Source organism: Ruegeria sp. YTSC199, assembly GCF_059609725.1.
Map to the genome: position 1 here is coordinate 179,928 of NZ_JBXWMF010000008.1, position 14,772 is coordinate 194,699.

The 14,772-nt window shown below is 59.7% G+C and carries 13 protein-coding genes; 5 read left to right on the forward strand and 8 right to left on the reverse strand.

The window, feature by feature from the left end; genetic code table 11:
• The first annotated feature begins 17 nt into the window (after positions 1–17).
• From galE to AC2FEE_RS10355, 5 genes are all read left to right on the forward strand, one after another.
• Positions 18–1,001, forward strand: coding sequence for a UDP-glucose 4-epimerase GalE (gene galE, locus AC2FEE_RS10335; protein ID WP_496864924.1), 984 nt, complete (start codon positions 18–20; stop codon positions 999–1,001).
• A 7-nt stretch (positions 1,002–1,008) separates the two neighbouring features.
• Positions 1,009–2,046: a glycosyltransferase family 2 protein gene (locus tag AC2FEE_RS10340; protein WP_496864926.1), complete on the forward strand. Its 1,038-nt coding sequence runs from the start codon at positions 1,009–1,011 to the stop codon at positions 2,044–2,046.
• 166 nt (positions 2,047–2,212) lie between these two features.
• Positions 2,213–3,199, forward strand: a complete 987-nt coding sequence (locus tag AC2FEE_RS10345; protein ID WP_496864960.1) for a glycosyltransferase family 2 protein — start codon at positions 2,213–2,215, stop codon at positions 3,197–3,199.
• A complete protein-coding gene (locus AC2FEE_RS10350) occupies positions 3,196–4,896 on the forward strand; it encodes a DUF5927 domain-containing protein (protein WP_496864928.1) in 1,701 nt (566 codons plus the stop codon). Before AC2FEE_RS10345 ends, AC2FEE_RS10350 begins: the two co-directional genes overlap by 4 nt.
• Positions 4,897–4,902: 6 nt before the next feature.
• A complete protein-coding gene (locus tag AC2FEE_RS10355) occupies positions 4,903–6,348 on the forward strand; it encodes a nodulation protein NodH (protein WP_496864930.1) in 1,446 nt (481 codons plus the stop codon).
• Here AC2FEE_RS10355 and AC2FEE_RS10360 read toward each other — a convergent pair.
• The 8 genes from AC2FEE_RS10360 to AC2FEE_RS10395 all read right to left on the reverse strand — a co-directional run.
• On the reverse strand, positions 6,332–6,850 hold the full coding sequence (locus AC2FEE_RS10360) for a L,D-transpeptidase family protein (RefSeq protein WP_496864932.1): 519 nt from the start codon (positions 6,848–6,850) through the stop codon (positions 6,332–6,334). The genes AC2FEE_RS10355 and AC2FEE_RS10360 overlap by 17 nt on opposite strands.
• A 56-nt stretch (positions 6,851–6,906) precedes the next feature.
• Positions 6,907–7,692 carry an ion transporter gene (locus tag AC2FEE_RS10365; protein WP_496864934.1) on the reverse strand — a complete coding sequence of 262 codons (786 nt, stop codon included), beginning with the start codon at positions 7,690–7,692 and terminating at the stop codon, positions 6,907–6,909.
• Between the two features lie 20 nt (positions 7,693–7,712).
• The gene (locus AC2FEE_RS10370; RefSeq protein WP_496864936.1) at positions 7,713–8,942 is read right to left on the reverse strand and encodes a class I SAM-dependent RNA methyltransferase; all 1,230 of its coding nucleotides are present in this window, start codon (positions 8,940–8,942) and stop codon (positions 7,713–7,715) included.
• A gap of 48 nt (positions 8,943–8,990) precedes the next feature.
• On the reverse strand, positions 8,991–10,823 hold the full coding sequence (locus AC2FEE_RS10375; protein ID WP_496864938.1) for an ABC transporter ATP-binding protein: 1,833 nt from the start codon (positions 10,821–10,823) through the stop codon (positions 8,991–8,993).
• Entirely contained in the window at positions 10,820–12,658 is a 1,839-nt protein-coding gene (locus AC2FEE_RS10380) for an ABC transporter ATP-binding protein (RefSeq protein WP_496864940.1), read from the reverse strand. Before AC2FEE_RS10380 ends, AC2FEE_RS10375 begins: the two co-directional genes overlap by 4 nt.
• Before the next feature lie 199 nt (positions 12,659–12,857).
• Positions 12,858–14,012, reverse strand: a complete 1,155-nt coding sequence (locus AC2FEE_RS10385; protein WP_496864942.1) for a CCA tRNA nucleotidyltransferase — start codon at positions 14,010–14,012, stop codon at positions 12,858–12,860.
• Entirely contained in the window at positions 14,009–14,614 is a 606-nt protein-coding gene (locus tag AC2FEE_RS10390; protein WP_496864944.1) for a CoA pyrophosphatase, read from the reverse strand. The genes AC2FEE_RS10385 and AC2FEE_RS10390 overlap by 4 nt, the downstream gene beginning before the upstream one ends.
• Positions 14,598–14,772, reverse strand: a 175-nt coding sequence (locus AC2FEE_RS10395) for an Hsp33 family molecular chaperone HslO (protein WP_496864962.1), incomplete at its 5' end; no start/stop codon positions are given. The genes AC2FEE_RS10390 and AC2FEE_RS10395, both read right to left, overlap by 17 nt.

Below are 14,772 nucleotides of genomic sequence, written 5' to 3' on the forward strand. Positions count from 1 at the left end.
TTAATCTGGAAGAATAGATGACCAACATTCTTGTAACCGGCGGCGCCGGATATATCGGATCGCACGCCTGCAAGGCGCTGGCGCAGGCGGGTTATACGCCAGTGACCTACGACAACCTGATCACCGGCTGGCAGGACGCGGTGAAATTCGGCCCGTTCGAACAGGGTGACCTGCTGGACCGCGCCCGGTTGGATGAGGTCTTTGCCAAATACAAACCTGCCGCCGTGATGCACTTTGCCGCCCTCAGTCAGGTGGGTGAAGCGATGTCCGAACCTGGCAGATATTGGACCAACAACGTCACCGGCTCGCTGTCCCTGATAGAAGCCGCGGTCGCCGCGGGCTGCCTGAACTTTGTCTTCTCGTCGACCTGCGCCACCTATGGCGAACATGACAACGTGGTGCTGGACGAAGACACACCGCAAGAACCGCTGAACGCCTATGGCGCATCGAAACGCGCCATCGAGGATATTCTGCGCGATTTTCAGGCCGCACACGGGCTGAATCATGTCATCTTCCGCTATTTCAACGTCGCCGGCGCCGATCCGGACGGCGAGGTGGGCGAATTCCACCGCCCGGAAACCCATCTGGTGCCGCTGATGCTGGATGCGATTGACGGCAAGCGCGATGGCCTGACCGTATTCGGCACTGATTACGACACGCCTGACGGAACCTGCATCCGCGACTATGTGCATGTCTGCGATCTGGTCGACGCGCATGTGTTGGGTCTCAATTGGCTGGAGCAGGGCAAAGGCAGCCGGGTGTTTAACCTGGGCACCGGCACGGGCTTTTCGGTGATGGAGGTAATCGGCCATTCCAAAGCAGTCACCAATCGCGAGGTGCCCTATTCCATCGGCCCGCGCCGTGCCGGGGATTGCACCAAGCTGGTCTCGGGCTCGGCACGTGCCGGGGAAGAACTGGGCTGGACGCCGAAAAGATCAACGTTAGAGACAATGATCGGAGATGCCTGGCGCTGGCATCAGAACGGCAATTACGCGAAATGAGCCGCCCATGACCGACCGTGCAACCGATACTCTTCCGCCCATCGGATGGGTGCAGAAATACCGGTTGCGTCTGAAACGGCGACAGCTTCTGTGGCGATCCTTCCGCAGCCGCCATCAACTGACCAGCCTGAACGATCAGACCGCACAGATCAGGCCCGGTGCCGTTCTGGCCTTCACCACGTTGCGCAACGAACTCAACCGCCTGCCATGGTTCTTCCGCCACTATCGCACGCTGGGGGTGGATCATTTTCTGATCGTGGATAATGGCAGCGATGACGGCTCGGTCGATTTCCTGCGTGATCAGCCGGATGTGTCGTTGTGGCAGACTCCGGCCGGCTATCGTGAGGCGCGATACGGGCTGGATTGGCTGACATGGCTGCAAATGCGCTATGGGCATGGTCACTGGACCTTGATGGTGGATGCTGATGAGCTGCTGATCTATCCCCAGCACGACAGCAAACCCCTGCAGGACCTGACCGCAGAACTGGACCGGCAAAGCCGTGCCGCCTTTGGCGCGCTGATGCTGGATCTTTATCCCAAGGGCCCGCTGGGCACGCAAAGCTTTGACCCTGAAACCGACCCCACCGAGGTTCTGAACTGGTTCGACCCCGGCCCCTACCGTTCGCAGCGGCAAAGCCCTTTAGGCAACCTTTGGGTGCAGGGCGGCGCGCGGGAACGCATGTTCTTTGCCGACCGGCCCCGCCATTCGCCGACGCTGAATAAAATCCCTCTGGTCCGGTGGTCGCGACGCTATGCCTTTGTGAACTCGTGCCACTCTGCCCTGCCCCGGCACCTGAATGCGATCTATGACGGACCCGGGGGCAACACCCCTGCAGGAGTGTTGCTGCACACCAAGTTCTTGCCCGAAGTGGTCGGAAAGTCAAAATCCGAGAAAGCGCGACGTCAGCATTTCCACGATCCCGACCAGTTTGCGGCCTATTATGATGCAATCGCCGACCGTCCTAACATGTGGACGCCCCAATCGGTCCGTTTTCAGGGCTGGGCCCAACTGCAGAAACTGGGCCTTATGGGGAAAATATGCTGAAAAGCCGCATATGTGACTAACCAATTTTAAATGCGTTGCCATGAAAGATGCAAAGGTGGCATAAATCGGCAATTGCCCGGCACCAATCTGGATCGTCCAGCCCCCGGGCAAGCTCGCGTAACAAAAAAGGCAGAGCGCACGCGTGAGCCTGTTGGATTCATACCGAATGAGATTGCGGCGCAAGCGCCGCCTTGCGCGCTGCGTTATGAAACAGCGACAGCTGAAGCCGGTGTCCGACAAGACCGCCAACATCCGACGCAACGACGTGTTGTTGATGAGCGTGTTGCGAAACGAAAAAATCCGCCTGCCTTATTTCATGGATTATTACCGCAAGCTGGGCATCGACCATTTTCTGTTCGTCGACAATGACAGCGATGACGGCTCGCGTGAGTATCTGGCCAGTCAGCCCGACGCCTCGGTCTGGCACGCGCAAGCCAGCTACAAACGGGCCTCGTTCGGACTGGACTGGTCAAATTACCTGCTGCGCAAATACGCACATGGACGCTGGGTCCTGACCGTCGATCCGGATGAGTTCTTCATCTATCCGTTCTGCGACACCCGCCCGATCGGTGCCCTGACCGATTGGCTGGATGGCTGCGCTGTGCGCAGTTTCGGCACCATGCTGATCGACATGTACCCGCAGGGACCGGTGGATGCGGAACCCTATCGCGAAGGGCAGGACCCGTTTGAGATCGCCCGCTGGTTCGATTCCGGCAATTACATGATCACGAAGAACCCGGATTACGGGAATCTGTGGATCCAAGGTGGCCCGCGCGCGCGGGTGTTTTTCCGTGACGCCCCCTCGAAGGCGCCGGCGCTGAACAAGATTCCTTTGGTCAAATGGGACCGGCGCTATGTCTATGTCAGTTCGACCCACTCGCTGCTGCCGCGCGGGCTGAACCAGGTCTATGACGAATGGGGCGGCGAAAAGACCAGCGGCGCTTTGCTGCATGCCAAGCTGATCAGCACTTTGGGTGAAAAAGCGCGGGAAGAGATGCAGCGCCGCCAGCACTTCCGCCGGTCGGGCGAGTACCGCGCTTATGCCGAGGGGTTGGGGGACAAGCCGGTTTTCTGGTGCGAGAAATCCGAGAAACTCATCAACTGGCGGCAGCTTGAGATCCTTGGCCTGATGTCGAAAGGAAACTGGGCGTGAGCCGTCTGGGCGTTATCATGCTGGTCCACACAGCGCTGCACCGGGCCGAGCAGGTGGCACGCCATTGGACCGCCTCAGGCTGCCCGGTGGTGATCCACGTGGACCGCAAAGTGCCCGCCCGGGCCTATGCCGAATTCACCGCTTCATGCGCCAACGACCCGCTGATCCGATTTTCCGACCGTCATGTCTGCGAATGGGGTGGTTGGGGCATCGTTGCGGCATCGCAATCCGCGGCGGAACTGATGCTGAGCACCTTTCCGGACGTGCATCACGCCTACCTGTCGTCAGGCGCCTGCCTGCCGTTGCGGCCGGTGGAAGAACTGATCGACTATCTCGCCGACCGACCCCGCGTTGATTTCATCGAAAGCGCCACCACCGCCGACGTCAGCTGGACCATTGGCGGGTTGGATCAGGAACGATTCACCCTGCGGTTCCCGTTTTCCTGGCGCAGGAACCGCAAACTGTTCGACGCCTATGTGAAGCTGCAGCGCGCGCTCGGCATACGCCGCAAAATCCCTGACGGGTTGGTGCCGCATATGGGCAGCCAGTGGTGGTGCCTGACCCGCCAGACTCTCTCGGCCATTCTGCAGGACCCCAGGCGACAGACCTATGACCGCTATTTCCGACGTGTCTGGATTCCGGATGAAAGCTATTTCCAGACGCTGGCGCGGCTCTATTCCACCCATATCGAAAGCCGGTCGCTGACCCTGTCCAAATTCGACTATCAGGGACGGCCGCATATCTTCTATGACGACCATCTGCAGTTGTTGCGCCGCTCAGACTGCTTCGTGGCACGGAAGATCTGGCCGCACGCAGATCGGTTGTATCAATCCTTCCTGACCGATCAGAACACCGCCATGCGACCGGCCGAGCCCAACCCGGGTAAGATCGACCGTGTGTTCTCCAAAGCGGTCGAGCGCCGGACCTGTGGGCGCGACGGGCTGTATATGCAAAGTCGCTTCCCTCGCCACGGCAGCGAGAATGGGCTTACCTCTTTCCCCTATTCGGTGTTCCAAGGCTTTGCAGAGCTGTTCGAAGGGTTCGAGCCCTGGCTGACCGAAACCACGGGCGCGCGCGTGCACGGGCATCTGTTCGGCCCCGAACGGGCCGAGTTTTCCGGTGGCGAAACGATTATCAATGGGTCGCTCAGCGATTGCGCCGTTCTGCGGGACTACAACCCAACAGCCTTTGTCTCGAACCTGATCTGGAACACCCGGGGCGAGCGGCAGTGCTTTCAGTTCGGTCCCGCGGATACCCAGAAGATCAACTGGTTTCTGACCCGGGACAGGAACGCGCAAATCTCGGTCATCACCGGAGCTTGGGCAATCCCGCTGTTTCGGTCTAACAGGAACTTTGCCGACATCCGCAATGAGGCCGCCCGCCTGCAACAGATCGAGACCAAACAGCTTGAGGTTCTGAACTCGGTCTGGACCAAGGCGCGGGTGCGTATCTGGTCGCTGGCAGAGTTTGTGGAATCTCCGATGGAACCCTTGCAGACGGTGATCGAGGAAATCGGCACCTCACGCGCCAGCCACCTGACAGAGGCACCGTTGATGGAGGATCTTTCGGGGTTCGGGAAATTCCTTCAGAACCTCAAGAATCAGGGGATGCACCCCTATCTGATGGGCGACTTCCCCACCGATGATGTGTTTGGCGCCCGTGCCCGGCCGTTCAAGAAACCCTATCTGGTACAATAGCCTGTGATGACATCCGGATTTGACTATTTCATTGTTCTTGCCGCGATGCGCACCGGGTCCAACCTGCTGGAATTCAACCTGAACGCACTGGACGGGGTTACTTGCCATGGCGAAGCGTTCAACCCGCATTTCATCGGCCGCCTCAAATCCGATAGCCTGCTGGGCGTAACGCTTGAGGAACGGGACAACGACCCGATGAAACTGGTTCAGGCGATCAGGTCCGCACCGGGCAGTATCAACGGGTTTCGGTTCTTTCACGGGCACGATCCCCGTGTGTTAGAGTCTGCATTGTCCGATCCGCGTTGTGCCAAGGTCATCCTGACGCGCAACCCGCTGGACAGTTACATTTCGCTGAAAATCGCGCGCGAGACCAAGCAGTGGCAGCTGAAGAACATCAAACGTCGCCGCGATGCACAGGTTGAGTTCGAAACGCAGGAATTCGAGAAATACCTGGACCAGCAGCAGGATTTTCAACTTCTGCTGCTCAACGCGCTGCAAACCACCGGGCAGACCGCGTTTTATATCGCGTATGAGGATCTGACCAATCTGGACGTTCTGAATGGGTTGGCCACGTGGCTGGGGGTTCCGTCCCGGCTGTCCTCGATCGACGACACGATCAAGCCGCAAAACCCCGAAACGGCCCTGTCAAAGGTGACTAATCCGGAAGAGACCGAGCGGGCGCTGGCCCGGATCGACAGCTTCAATCTGCACCGCACCCCGAATTTCGAGCCTCGTCGCGGACCCGCGATCGGCACTTATGTCGCCACACCAGACACGCCGCTGATGTATCTGCCGATACGCGGCGGGATCGAGGGACCGGTGACACAGTGGCTGGCCGATCTGGATGCGACCAAGACCGACAAGCTGATCACAAATCAGAACCGCAAACAGACGCGGCACTGGTTGCAGGCCCATACGGAGCATCGTAAATTCACCGTGCTTCGGCACCCTCTGGCGCGGGCGCATTCGGCCTTTTGCTCTTATATTCTCAGCACCGAACCTGGTGCCTACCTGAAAATCCGCAACATGCTGCGCAACCGGTTCAAGATGCCGATCCCCGGCCAGCTACGTAAAGGCAACTATCCGCGCGACCAGCACCTAGAGGCGTTTTCTGCCTTCCTCACCTTTCTGCGGCAAAACCTGGCCGGACAGACACCGGTGCGGGTGGATGGTGTGTGGTGCAGCCAATCTCAGATCCTTGAGGGGATGACTACTTTTGCTTTCCCCGACCTGATCCTGCGAGAAGACGAGATCGCCGTTGCCTTGCCTGATCTGGCGCGCCGGATGGGGCATGACCGCCCGCCAACACCCGGCCTGAGCGCACCGGATGTCCCGTTTTCGCTGGCCGAAATTTACGACGACTCGCTTGAGGCGCTGGCGGTGGATGCTTACCAGCGCGATTACATGCAATTCGGGTTTGGGGCTTGGAAACCGCTTAAGGGCGCAGCGTGATCAGCGTGCCCTGGTTCACCATCGCATAGATCTCTTCGATCTCTTCATTCTTGACGGCGATACAGCCCGCGGTCCAATCCGCATTCTTTTTTGCGCGCTTACGCTCGGACCGTTTCTTAGGCTCACCGTGAATGAAAATATCACCGCCTGGGTCCACCCCCGCCGCTTTGGCCTGCGCAATGTCCTGAGAATTCGGGTATGAGATCCCAAGCGAAAGGTGATAACTGCTGTTGGGATTGCGCCGATCAATCAGATAGCTGCCCTCAGGCGTGCGCCCATCGCCACGCTTGGTTTTTGTCCCTGTCGGGGCAAACCCAAGTCTGACATCGTATGATTTGAGAATTTTCTCGTTGTGCAGAAGATACATCTTCCGCGCACCCTTGTTGATGACCAGCGACGTCACTTCGGGCCCATCATAGGTTAGAAATCTGGGGCCTGCCGAGGCACAAGCTGAGAGACTCAGCGTTGCCATTGCGCCCAATCCAAATACTCGACGATCCATGTTTCACTGCCTGCTCTTTTTTTTCAGCATTATGCCAGAAATTAGAAAAACTGAAATCACTTTTTGCTGTGTGATTGCTCGGTCAGGCGACGTTCGATGCTTTCCAGCCGCTCCAGCACCTCGTCACGATAGGCGTCGGTTTTCACCTCATCCTCGGCGTGGTGTGCGTCCTGCATCGAGTTCACGATCAGACCCACCAGCAGGTTCACCACCGCAAAGGTGGTGACCATGATGAAGGGCACAAAGAACACCCAGGCATAAGGGTACACCTCCATGACCGGACGCACGATGCCCATCGACCAGCTCTCCAGCGTCATGATCTGGAACAGCGTATAGGCCGACTGACCCAAATCGCCGAACCATTCGGGGAAAGACGTCGAGAACAGCTTGGTCGAGATCACCGCACCGATATAGAACAGGATCGCCATCAACAGGAACACGCTGGCCATGCCCGGCAGAGCCGAGATGAAGCCTTCGACAACCCGCCGCAGGCGGGGCGCCACCGAGATAACTCGTAGAACCCGCAATATCCGCAGCGCCCGCAGCACCGACAGTCCCCCGGCACTGGGGATCAGAGCAATGCCGACGACGATGAAATCGAAGACGTTCCAGCCGTTTAAAAAGAACCGCCGCCCACTGGCCAGCAATTTCATGGCGATCTCGGCCACAAAGATCGTCAGACAGATGCTGTCAAGCGTCACGATCAAGGGGCCGGCGGCCTCCATCAGGGTGGGTGATGTCTCCATCCCCAGCAAAATGGCATTGAAAATGATGACCCCGGTGATGAACCGGCCGAAGATGGGATTTTCAATGATGCCAAACAGGCGTTGATTGAATCCCATTATGACTTTCTCCTGTGTGCTCATGGTGTGGGCCCCAAGACAAACCGCGCGGCCAGTTCGGTGTGTGATGACCATCGAAATTGGTCCACCACCTGTACCCATTCAAGGGTGTAGCCCGCGTTAACCAGCGTTTTTGCATCCCGGGCGAAGGTGACCGGATTGCACGACACATAAGCGATCACCGGGCGCAGCGCCTGCGCCAGTTCGGATATCTGTGCCTCCGCCCCTGCGCGGGGCGGGTCGATGACGACAGCGTCAAAGCCCTTCAATTCATCCTGCATCAGCGGGCGGCGGAACAGATCGCGGGCCTCGGTGGTGACGCGTTTCAAGCCTTGCGCACGACGCCAGCCCTGATCCAATGCGTCCGTCATCGCAGCCTCACCTTCGACCGCGTGAACCTCTGCATTTGCAGCAAGGGGCAATGAGAAGGTGCCGCAGCCGGCGAACAGGTCAACAATGCGCTTTGCGCCCTGCGTGGCCAGCAAAACCGCCTGCATTAGAGCCTGTTCCCCGTCTTTTGTCGCCTGTAGGAACGCGCCCGGCGGCGGCACAACCCCGGCCACGCCGAACCTCTGCACCGGAGGCTGGCGCATCGCAATCACCTCACCATCCCAACTCAACCGCGCCAGCCCGTGTTTCTCGGTTGCCTGCGCCAGCGCAAGTTCCAGAGGACCATCCAGAGGCTTGCCGCCTTTGACCGCCACATCCAGCCCGCCTTCCGACAAGGTTAAAGTCACCGCCAGCACGCCCTTGCGGCTGCCACCCAGAACGGCAAGTGCTTCGGCCACTGGGATGGCCGCAATCAGGGCCTGGTCCAGCAAATGACAGTCAGGAATCTCGGTAATCGTGTCCGAGGCGCGGCCATGAAACCCGGCCAGCGTGCCCTTTTTCGTCCGTCGTACCGCGATTGTCGCCCGGCGGCGCGAGCGTTCCGCAGAGGTGTGGATCGGACGCATCGGCGCCTCCAACCCCTGTGCCGTCAGGGCGGTACGCACCACCTCGACCTTCCAATCGGCCACGAATTCATCCGCGGCGTGCTGCAACTGACACCCACCGCATGCCTTGTAGTGGCGGCACCGAGCCTTCACCCGCTGATCCGAGGGCGTTTCAACCCGGATATCAGTCAGCAACTGGCCAACCAACGTACCGCTGACCACCTCACCCGGCAGGGTGCGGGGTGCGTAAACGGGGCCGTCGGCGATGCCATCGCCCTGATGCCCCAGGCGGGTTATGGTGAACTGCTGCGTCATGGGGGGCCTGATACCGGGGCTTTGCGCGCAACAAAACCCCTGAGAGCGTTATTCCGCCGCTTCTGCCTGAATGAACCCGCCGGACTGACGATGCCAGAACCGGGCATAGAGCCCGCCTTGATCCAACAGCGCGTCATGAGTGCCGGTTTCCACAATCCGCCCTTCATCCAAGACAATGATCCGGTCCATCTCACTGAGCGTGGACAGGCGATGTGCAATCGCCAGCACGGTTTTGCCCTGCATCACCCGGTGAAGCGCTGTCTGGATCGAGGCTTCGACCTCGGAATCCAGCGCGGACGTCGCCTCATCCAGCACCAATATCGGCGCGTCCTTGAGAATCGCACGTGCCAGGGCAATCCGTTGCCGCTGTCCACCGCTGAGCTTCACACCGCGCTCGCCCAGATGCGCGTCATATCCGGTGCGACCATGGGCATCCTGCAGGCTGAGAATAAACTCATGCGCCTCGGCCTTTCTGGCGGCCGCGATCATCTCATCCTCGTTGGCATCCGGGCGGCCATACAGGATGTTCTCACGTGCCGATCGATTGAACATCGCGGTTTCCTGCGTAACCATGCCGATCTGGCCACGCAAACTGTCCTGCGTCACCTGGCCTACATCCTGCCCGTCAATGCGAATTGCGCCATTTTCCCCGTCATAGAGCCTGAGTAGTAGCGACACCAAAGTCGATTTCCCCGCCCCCGAGGCGCCAACAATGCCCAGCTTCTCTCCCGGATGAACGGTCATGGTCACATCAGACACACCACCCACATCGCGGCCATAGGCAAAGCTGACATGGTCGAAATCAATCTGTCCTGCCGTTACCGTCAAGCCGGTCGCGTCGGGCGCATCCTCGACCCTCTCGCGCTTGGCCAGCGTTTTCATTCCGTTTTCGATCTCGCCCACATTGGCATAAAGCCCCATCAGCGTGAAACTGACCCAGCCGGTCATCTGCGAAACACGGATCGAGATCGCACCCGCTGCCACGATATCCCCCGCCGACGCAACCCCGTTGCGCCACAGCAACAGCGTTGCACCGATCAGCAGAACTGGCAGAACACCTGCCAATACCATCAGGATAAAGCGGAAGCTGGCAGACAGTTTGCCGAAGGCCAGCATTTTCTCACGCAGATCGACCATCGAGTTCCGCGCGGCCTGATCCTCGAACGCGGAATGAGCGAACAGCTTGACGGTCTTGATATTGGTGATCGTATCGACCACCTGCCCCGACACCATCGCCCGCGCTCCGGCCCGCGCCGAAGACCGCACGCGAATGCGCGGCAGATACCAGCGGATCAGCAGGAAATAGACCACCAGCCAACCGGCAAAGGGCAGGATAACCAGTGGGTGAATAGACCCTAACAAAAGCAAAGAGCCCGCAAGTGAGGCCAGGGCAAAGACAATCGCGCTGATCGTTTCGGACACCACCGAGGCCATCGCGTTCGAGGTCTGCATCTGTTTCTGCGCGATCCGGCCCGCGAAATCGTCATCGAAGTAGGTGACCGACTGGCCCAGCGTCCAGCGGTTCAGCTTGGCCAGAACCAGTGGCGGAATGTTGGGCATGACGACGTAGTTGTTCGAAAACGCCGAAAACCCGAAAAACACCGGGCGCAGCAGCATGAAGAACGCCGCCACGCCAAGGATCGTCCACAGATTGCTGCCGCTCAGGATGTTCTCGGGCCCGCTCTCGGTCGCCAGATCAATCACCAGACCCAGCATCCAGGCGGTTCCGGCCTCCATCGCGCCCGCCGAGGCCGAGAAACAGGCCGCAACGAAGATCATCGGCCAGGCCCCCGACAGGCACCAGCGGATAAACGCCCCCAGCGTTTGCGGCGGGGGCGTTTCAGTGTTTTTGAACGGATCGATGAGGTCGGCAACCTTCATTCCGCAGCCTCCGGGTTCAGGAAGCCCCCAGATTGCCGCGCCCAGAACTGGGCGTAAAGCCCGCCTTGGGCCAACAGCTCGGAATGGCCGCCCTGTTCTACGATCCGGCCGCCATCCATGACCAGAATGCGGTCCATCTGGGCAATGGTGCTCAACCGGTGGGCAATAGCGATCACGGTTTTACCTTGCATCATGCCGTAGAGAGTTTCCTGAATCGATGCTTCGACCTCGGAATCTAGTGCGGATGTCGCCTCATCCAACAACAAGATCGGCGCGTCTTTCAGGATCACCCGCGCCAACGTCACCCGCTGCCGCTGACCACCGGAGAGTTTCACGCCGCGTTCTCCAACATGCGCGTCGTAGCCGGTGCGCCCCTGCGGGTCCTGCAGATCAAGGATAAACTCATGCGCCTCAGCCTGTTTTGCAGCGCCGATCATCTGCTCTTCGGTGGCCTCGGGACGGCCATAGAGAATATTGTCGCGCACCGAGCGATGCAGCAAAGCACTGTCCTGCTGCACCATACCGATATGGCTGCGCAAACTGTCCTGCGTGACGCTTGCAATGTTCTGGTCATCGATCAGGATCGCGCCTTGTTCCACGTCGTAAAACCGCAAAAGTAGCTTTACGAGTGTCGATTTTCCGGCACCAGACCGCCCGATCAGGCCGATTTTCTCACCTGGGAAGATCGTAAGATTGATGTGATCCAAGCCGCCCGTCTTGCGCCCGTAATGGTGCGACAGATCGCGAATGTCGATCTGGCCTTTGGTCAGCTGCAAGGGTTTCGCGTCGGGCTTATCCAGCAGATCGATGGGCTGGGCAATGGTCTCCATCCCCTCGGCCACAACGCCAAGTTGGCGGAAGAAACTGGTCAGCGCCCACATGATCCAGCCCGTCATCGCGTTCAGCCGCAAAGTCAGGGCGGTGGCGGCCGCGACCACACCAACCGAGGCGCTGCCCTGCATCCATAACGCAATCGCCCAGCCGACTACACCAACGATCAATAGACCGTTCAGCGTGACCAAAACCGCATCCATGATCGTAAAGATCCGCATCTCGACCTGAAAGGTCCGGCGGGTTTTCTCGATGGCTTCGCGGGCATAGTCCAGCTCTTGATTGTCATGGGCAAACATCTTGACCGAGTGGATATTGGTATAGCTGTCGACCACCCTGCCAGTCACCGCCGAGCGCGCATCTGACGCCGCCTTCGAGGCTGGACCCACCCGGTGCACCGTCCAGCGCACCAACAACCCATAGAGGGCAAGCCAGAACAGCAGCGGCAACAGCAGGCGTGGATCAGCGGCCATCAACAGGATCGCCGCACCGATAAAATAAGCCAGCGAGAAGGAAATTGCGTCGAAGACCTGAAACACCGCTTCCCCGGCTGCGGGCGGCGTCTGCATGATCCGGTTGGCAATTCGGCCCGCAAAATCATTCTCGAACCACCCGACCGACTGACGCAGCACGTGCTTGTGCGCGCGCCAGCGGATCAGGGTGCCAAAGTTCGGCAGGATCGTGTTGTTCAGCAACAGCACATCGAACACATGCAGCATCGGACGCAGCAACAGCACGAACACCGCCATCAGGATCAGTTCAGTGCCGTGGGCTTGCCAGACCTCGGCCGGTGGACCGGACAGCAGGTCAACAACCCGACCCATGTAATAAATCAGGCCGACCTCGACCGCTGCAACAATGACCGAGATCAGCGCGGCCCAGAAGAACACCCGAACGAACGGCCGGGAATAGTCCAGCATGAACGGCCACAGCCGCGTGGGCGGCGTGTCGGTCTCTTCATACGCAAAAAAAGGGTCAACGAGGTTTTCGAAATAGCGAAACATGGAGGGTGCTCCGATTGAGCAGGATTATTCAGGACATACGAAGAAAGATGGCGCCAGAACACCACCCTTACGGGTCAAAGTGTTCCGGCTTCAGCCGAACCAGATCCCGTAGTACATTCGCATGCCTCCCTCCAAATCAGGTAACAGGGGCACGTAATCACAATACGATAAATTTGTCATCCCTTTTTGAGACTTCGTCTCAACCGCTCAGCAGGTCTTTGCGATTCAAGGAAAAGCCAGAGGCGATCCAGCGGGCCTCAAGCTCGGCCAGTTTTTTACCCAGCGCGGGGCCGGTGAAGTCAGGGATCAGGTCGGTTGCCTGAACCGGAAAATCGGCAGCGGCGCCTTTGCGCAAATCCTGCCGCATGTCTTCAGACCAGGGTCGCTCCAGAAAAGCGCAACGCAGCAGGGTTTCGTGCATCCCGCCCTCTTCCCCATAGCGGAAGCCCAGTTCGGCAATGCTGGCAGTGCCCGAGGCCTCATCGCGCATCCGGGTCAGCCGTTGCAACTGCGCTTTGCTCAGGCGCAGGGTTTTGGCGATCTCGGGCGTGGCAATGGCGGCCAGACGTCGGATCGGCTCGGGGGTGGCCCCGGCCTGGCGTTCCAAATCAACCAGAGGCGCCAGCGAACGGTCTTCGGTCCCCGGCAGTAACTGTGCCAGAACGCCCGCCTGACGCATGGCAGCGACCGAGGGTGCGGGATCGGGTGCGCCCATCAGTTTCAGCAACTCGGCGCCGACCCGTTCGCGCGACAGACCGGCCAGCCCGTCCAGATTGGCCGCAATTGCCGCCAACGCGTCCGGGTCGAACCCGGCCTTGGCATCGCCATACCAGGCGTGGAACCGGAAATAACGCAGCGAGCGCAGGTAATCCTCGCGAATGCGGTTCTCGGCCGTGCCGATGAACCTTACCCGCCGCGCCTGCAGGTCGGGCAGGCCGTTCAGCGGGTCCAGCACGGTGCCGTCGGGCCGGGCATAAATCGCGTTCATGGTGAAATCGCGGCGCGCGGCGTCCTCTTCCACCTTGTCGGAAAACGCCACCACAGCCCGGCGGCCATCGGTTTTCACATCGCGGCGAAAGGTGGTGATCTCGTGCGGGGCACCGCCGCTGACCACGGTAATGGTGCCATGATCAATGCCGGTGGGAATAGCCTTGAGACCTGCCGCCTTAGCCAGTTCCATCACCCGCTCAGGATGCGCATCAGTGGCAATGTCGATATCCGAGACTGGCGCACCCAGCAGCGCGTTTCGGACGCAGCCACCCACAAACAGCGCCTGTGCACCGGCCCCGGTCAACGCCGCGCAGACCTTTTGAGTTGCCTGGTCAGTAACCCAGCCTTCCGATATTTGCGTCATTCACTCACCCGCGCGGCCAATCCCCGCAACATCCGGGCCGTCGCGCCCCAGATGTAATAGGGACCGAACGGCACAGTGTAATAAAACCTCTTGTGACCCCGCCAACGGCGCGATTCAACGACATAATTCGCAGGGTTGAGCACATGTGCAAGCGGAACCGAGAACACCTCGTCCACTTCACCCGGTTCCGGGATCGGTTGGAACGGCGCCCGTAGGATCGCTACAACCGGCGTCACGGTGAAAGATGTGACGGTCTCATGGGTCGGCAGGTGTCCCAGAATCTCGGGCAGGTCTGGCGGCAGACTGATTTCCTCCCGCGCCTCACGCAGGGCGGTAGCGGTGACATCCACGTCGCCCTCATCCTGCTTGCCGCCGGGAAAGGCGATCTGGCCGGGGTGATGCTTCAAGGCCGAGGACCGTTTGGTCAGGATCAGTCGTGGTATTCCGGTTGAAACCGAAATCGGTACCAGAACGCCTGCCGGGCGCAGCTTGCGGCCCTCGGGCAAAACGGTTTCCGGGTTAAGGTCGAAATCGCTCGACCTGGGACCGGGGCGGCTGAGCGCCGCCCGCAATTGCTCGGTTGGATCAGGTGTCGTCCGCATCAAATCCGACCGTGCCCGGTTCCAGCACATAATGGGCACCGCAGAACTGGCAATCGGCGGTCACTTTACCCTCGGGCGTTGTCATCTTCTCGATGTCCTTGGCCGAGTAGATCGACAGGCTTTGCCGCACGCGGTCCTCGGAACAGGTACAACCGAAC

Excerpts from the sequence above, each read along its gene's own strand:
- galE (WP_496864924.1), top strand. The coding sequence starts at position 18 with ATGACCAACATTCTTGTAACCGGCGGCGCCGGATATATCGGATCGCAC.
- AC2FEE_RS10340 (WP_496864926.1), top strand. The coding sequence starts at position 1,009 with ATGACCGACCGTGCAACCGATACTCTTCCGCCCATCGGATGGGTGCAG.
- AC2FEE_RS10345 (WP_496864960.1), top strand. The coding sequence starts at position 2,213 with ATGAGATTGCGGCGCAAGCGCCGCCTTGCGCGCTGCGTTATGAAACAG.
- AC2FEE_RS10355 (WP_496864930.1), top strand. The coding sequence starts at position 4,903 with ATGACATCCGGATTTGACTATTTCATTGTTCTTGCCGCGATGCGCACC.
- AC2FEE_RS10360 (WP_496864932.1), bottom strand. The coding sequence starts at position 6,850 with ATGGATCGTCGAGTATTTGGATTGGGCGCAATGGCAACGCTGAGTCTC.
- AC2FEE_RS10365 (WP_496864934.1), bottom strand. The coding sequence starts at position 7,692 with ATGGGATTCAATCAACGCCTGTTTGGCATCATTGAAAATCCCATCTTC.
- AC2FEE_RS10370 (WP_496864936.1), bottom strand. The coding sequence starts at position 8,942 with ATGACGCAGCAGTTCACCATAACCCGCCTGGGGCATCAGGGCGATGGC.
- AC2FEE_RS10375 (WP_496864938.1), bottom strand. The coding sequence starts at position 10,823 with ATGAAGGTTGCCGACCTCATCGATCCGTTCAAAAACACTGAAACGCCC.
- AC2FEE_RS10380 (WP_496864940.1), bottom strand. The coding sequence starts at position 12,658 with ATGTTTCGCTATTTCGAAAACCTCGTTGACCCTTTTTTTGCGTATGAA.
- AC2FEE_RS10385 (WP_496864942.1), bottom strand. The coding sequence starts at position 14,012 with ATGACGCAAATATCGGAAGGCTGGGTTACTGACCAGGCAACTCAAAAG.
- AC2FEE_RS10390 (WP_496864944.1), bottom strand. The coding sequence starts at position 14,614 with ATGCGGACGACACCTGATCCAACCGAGCAATTGCGGGCGGCGCTCAGC.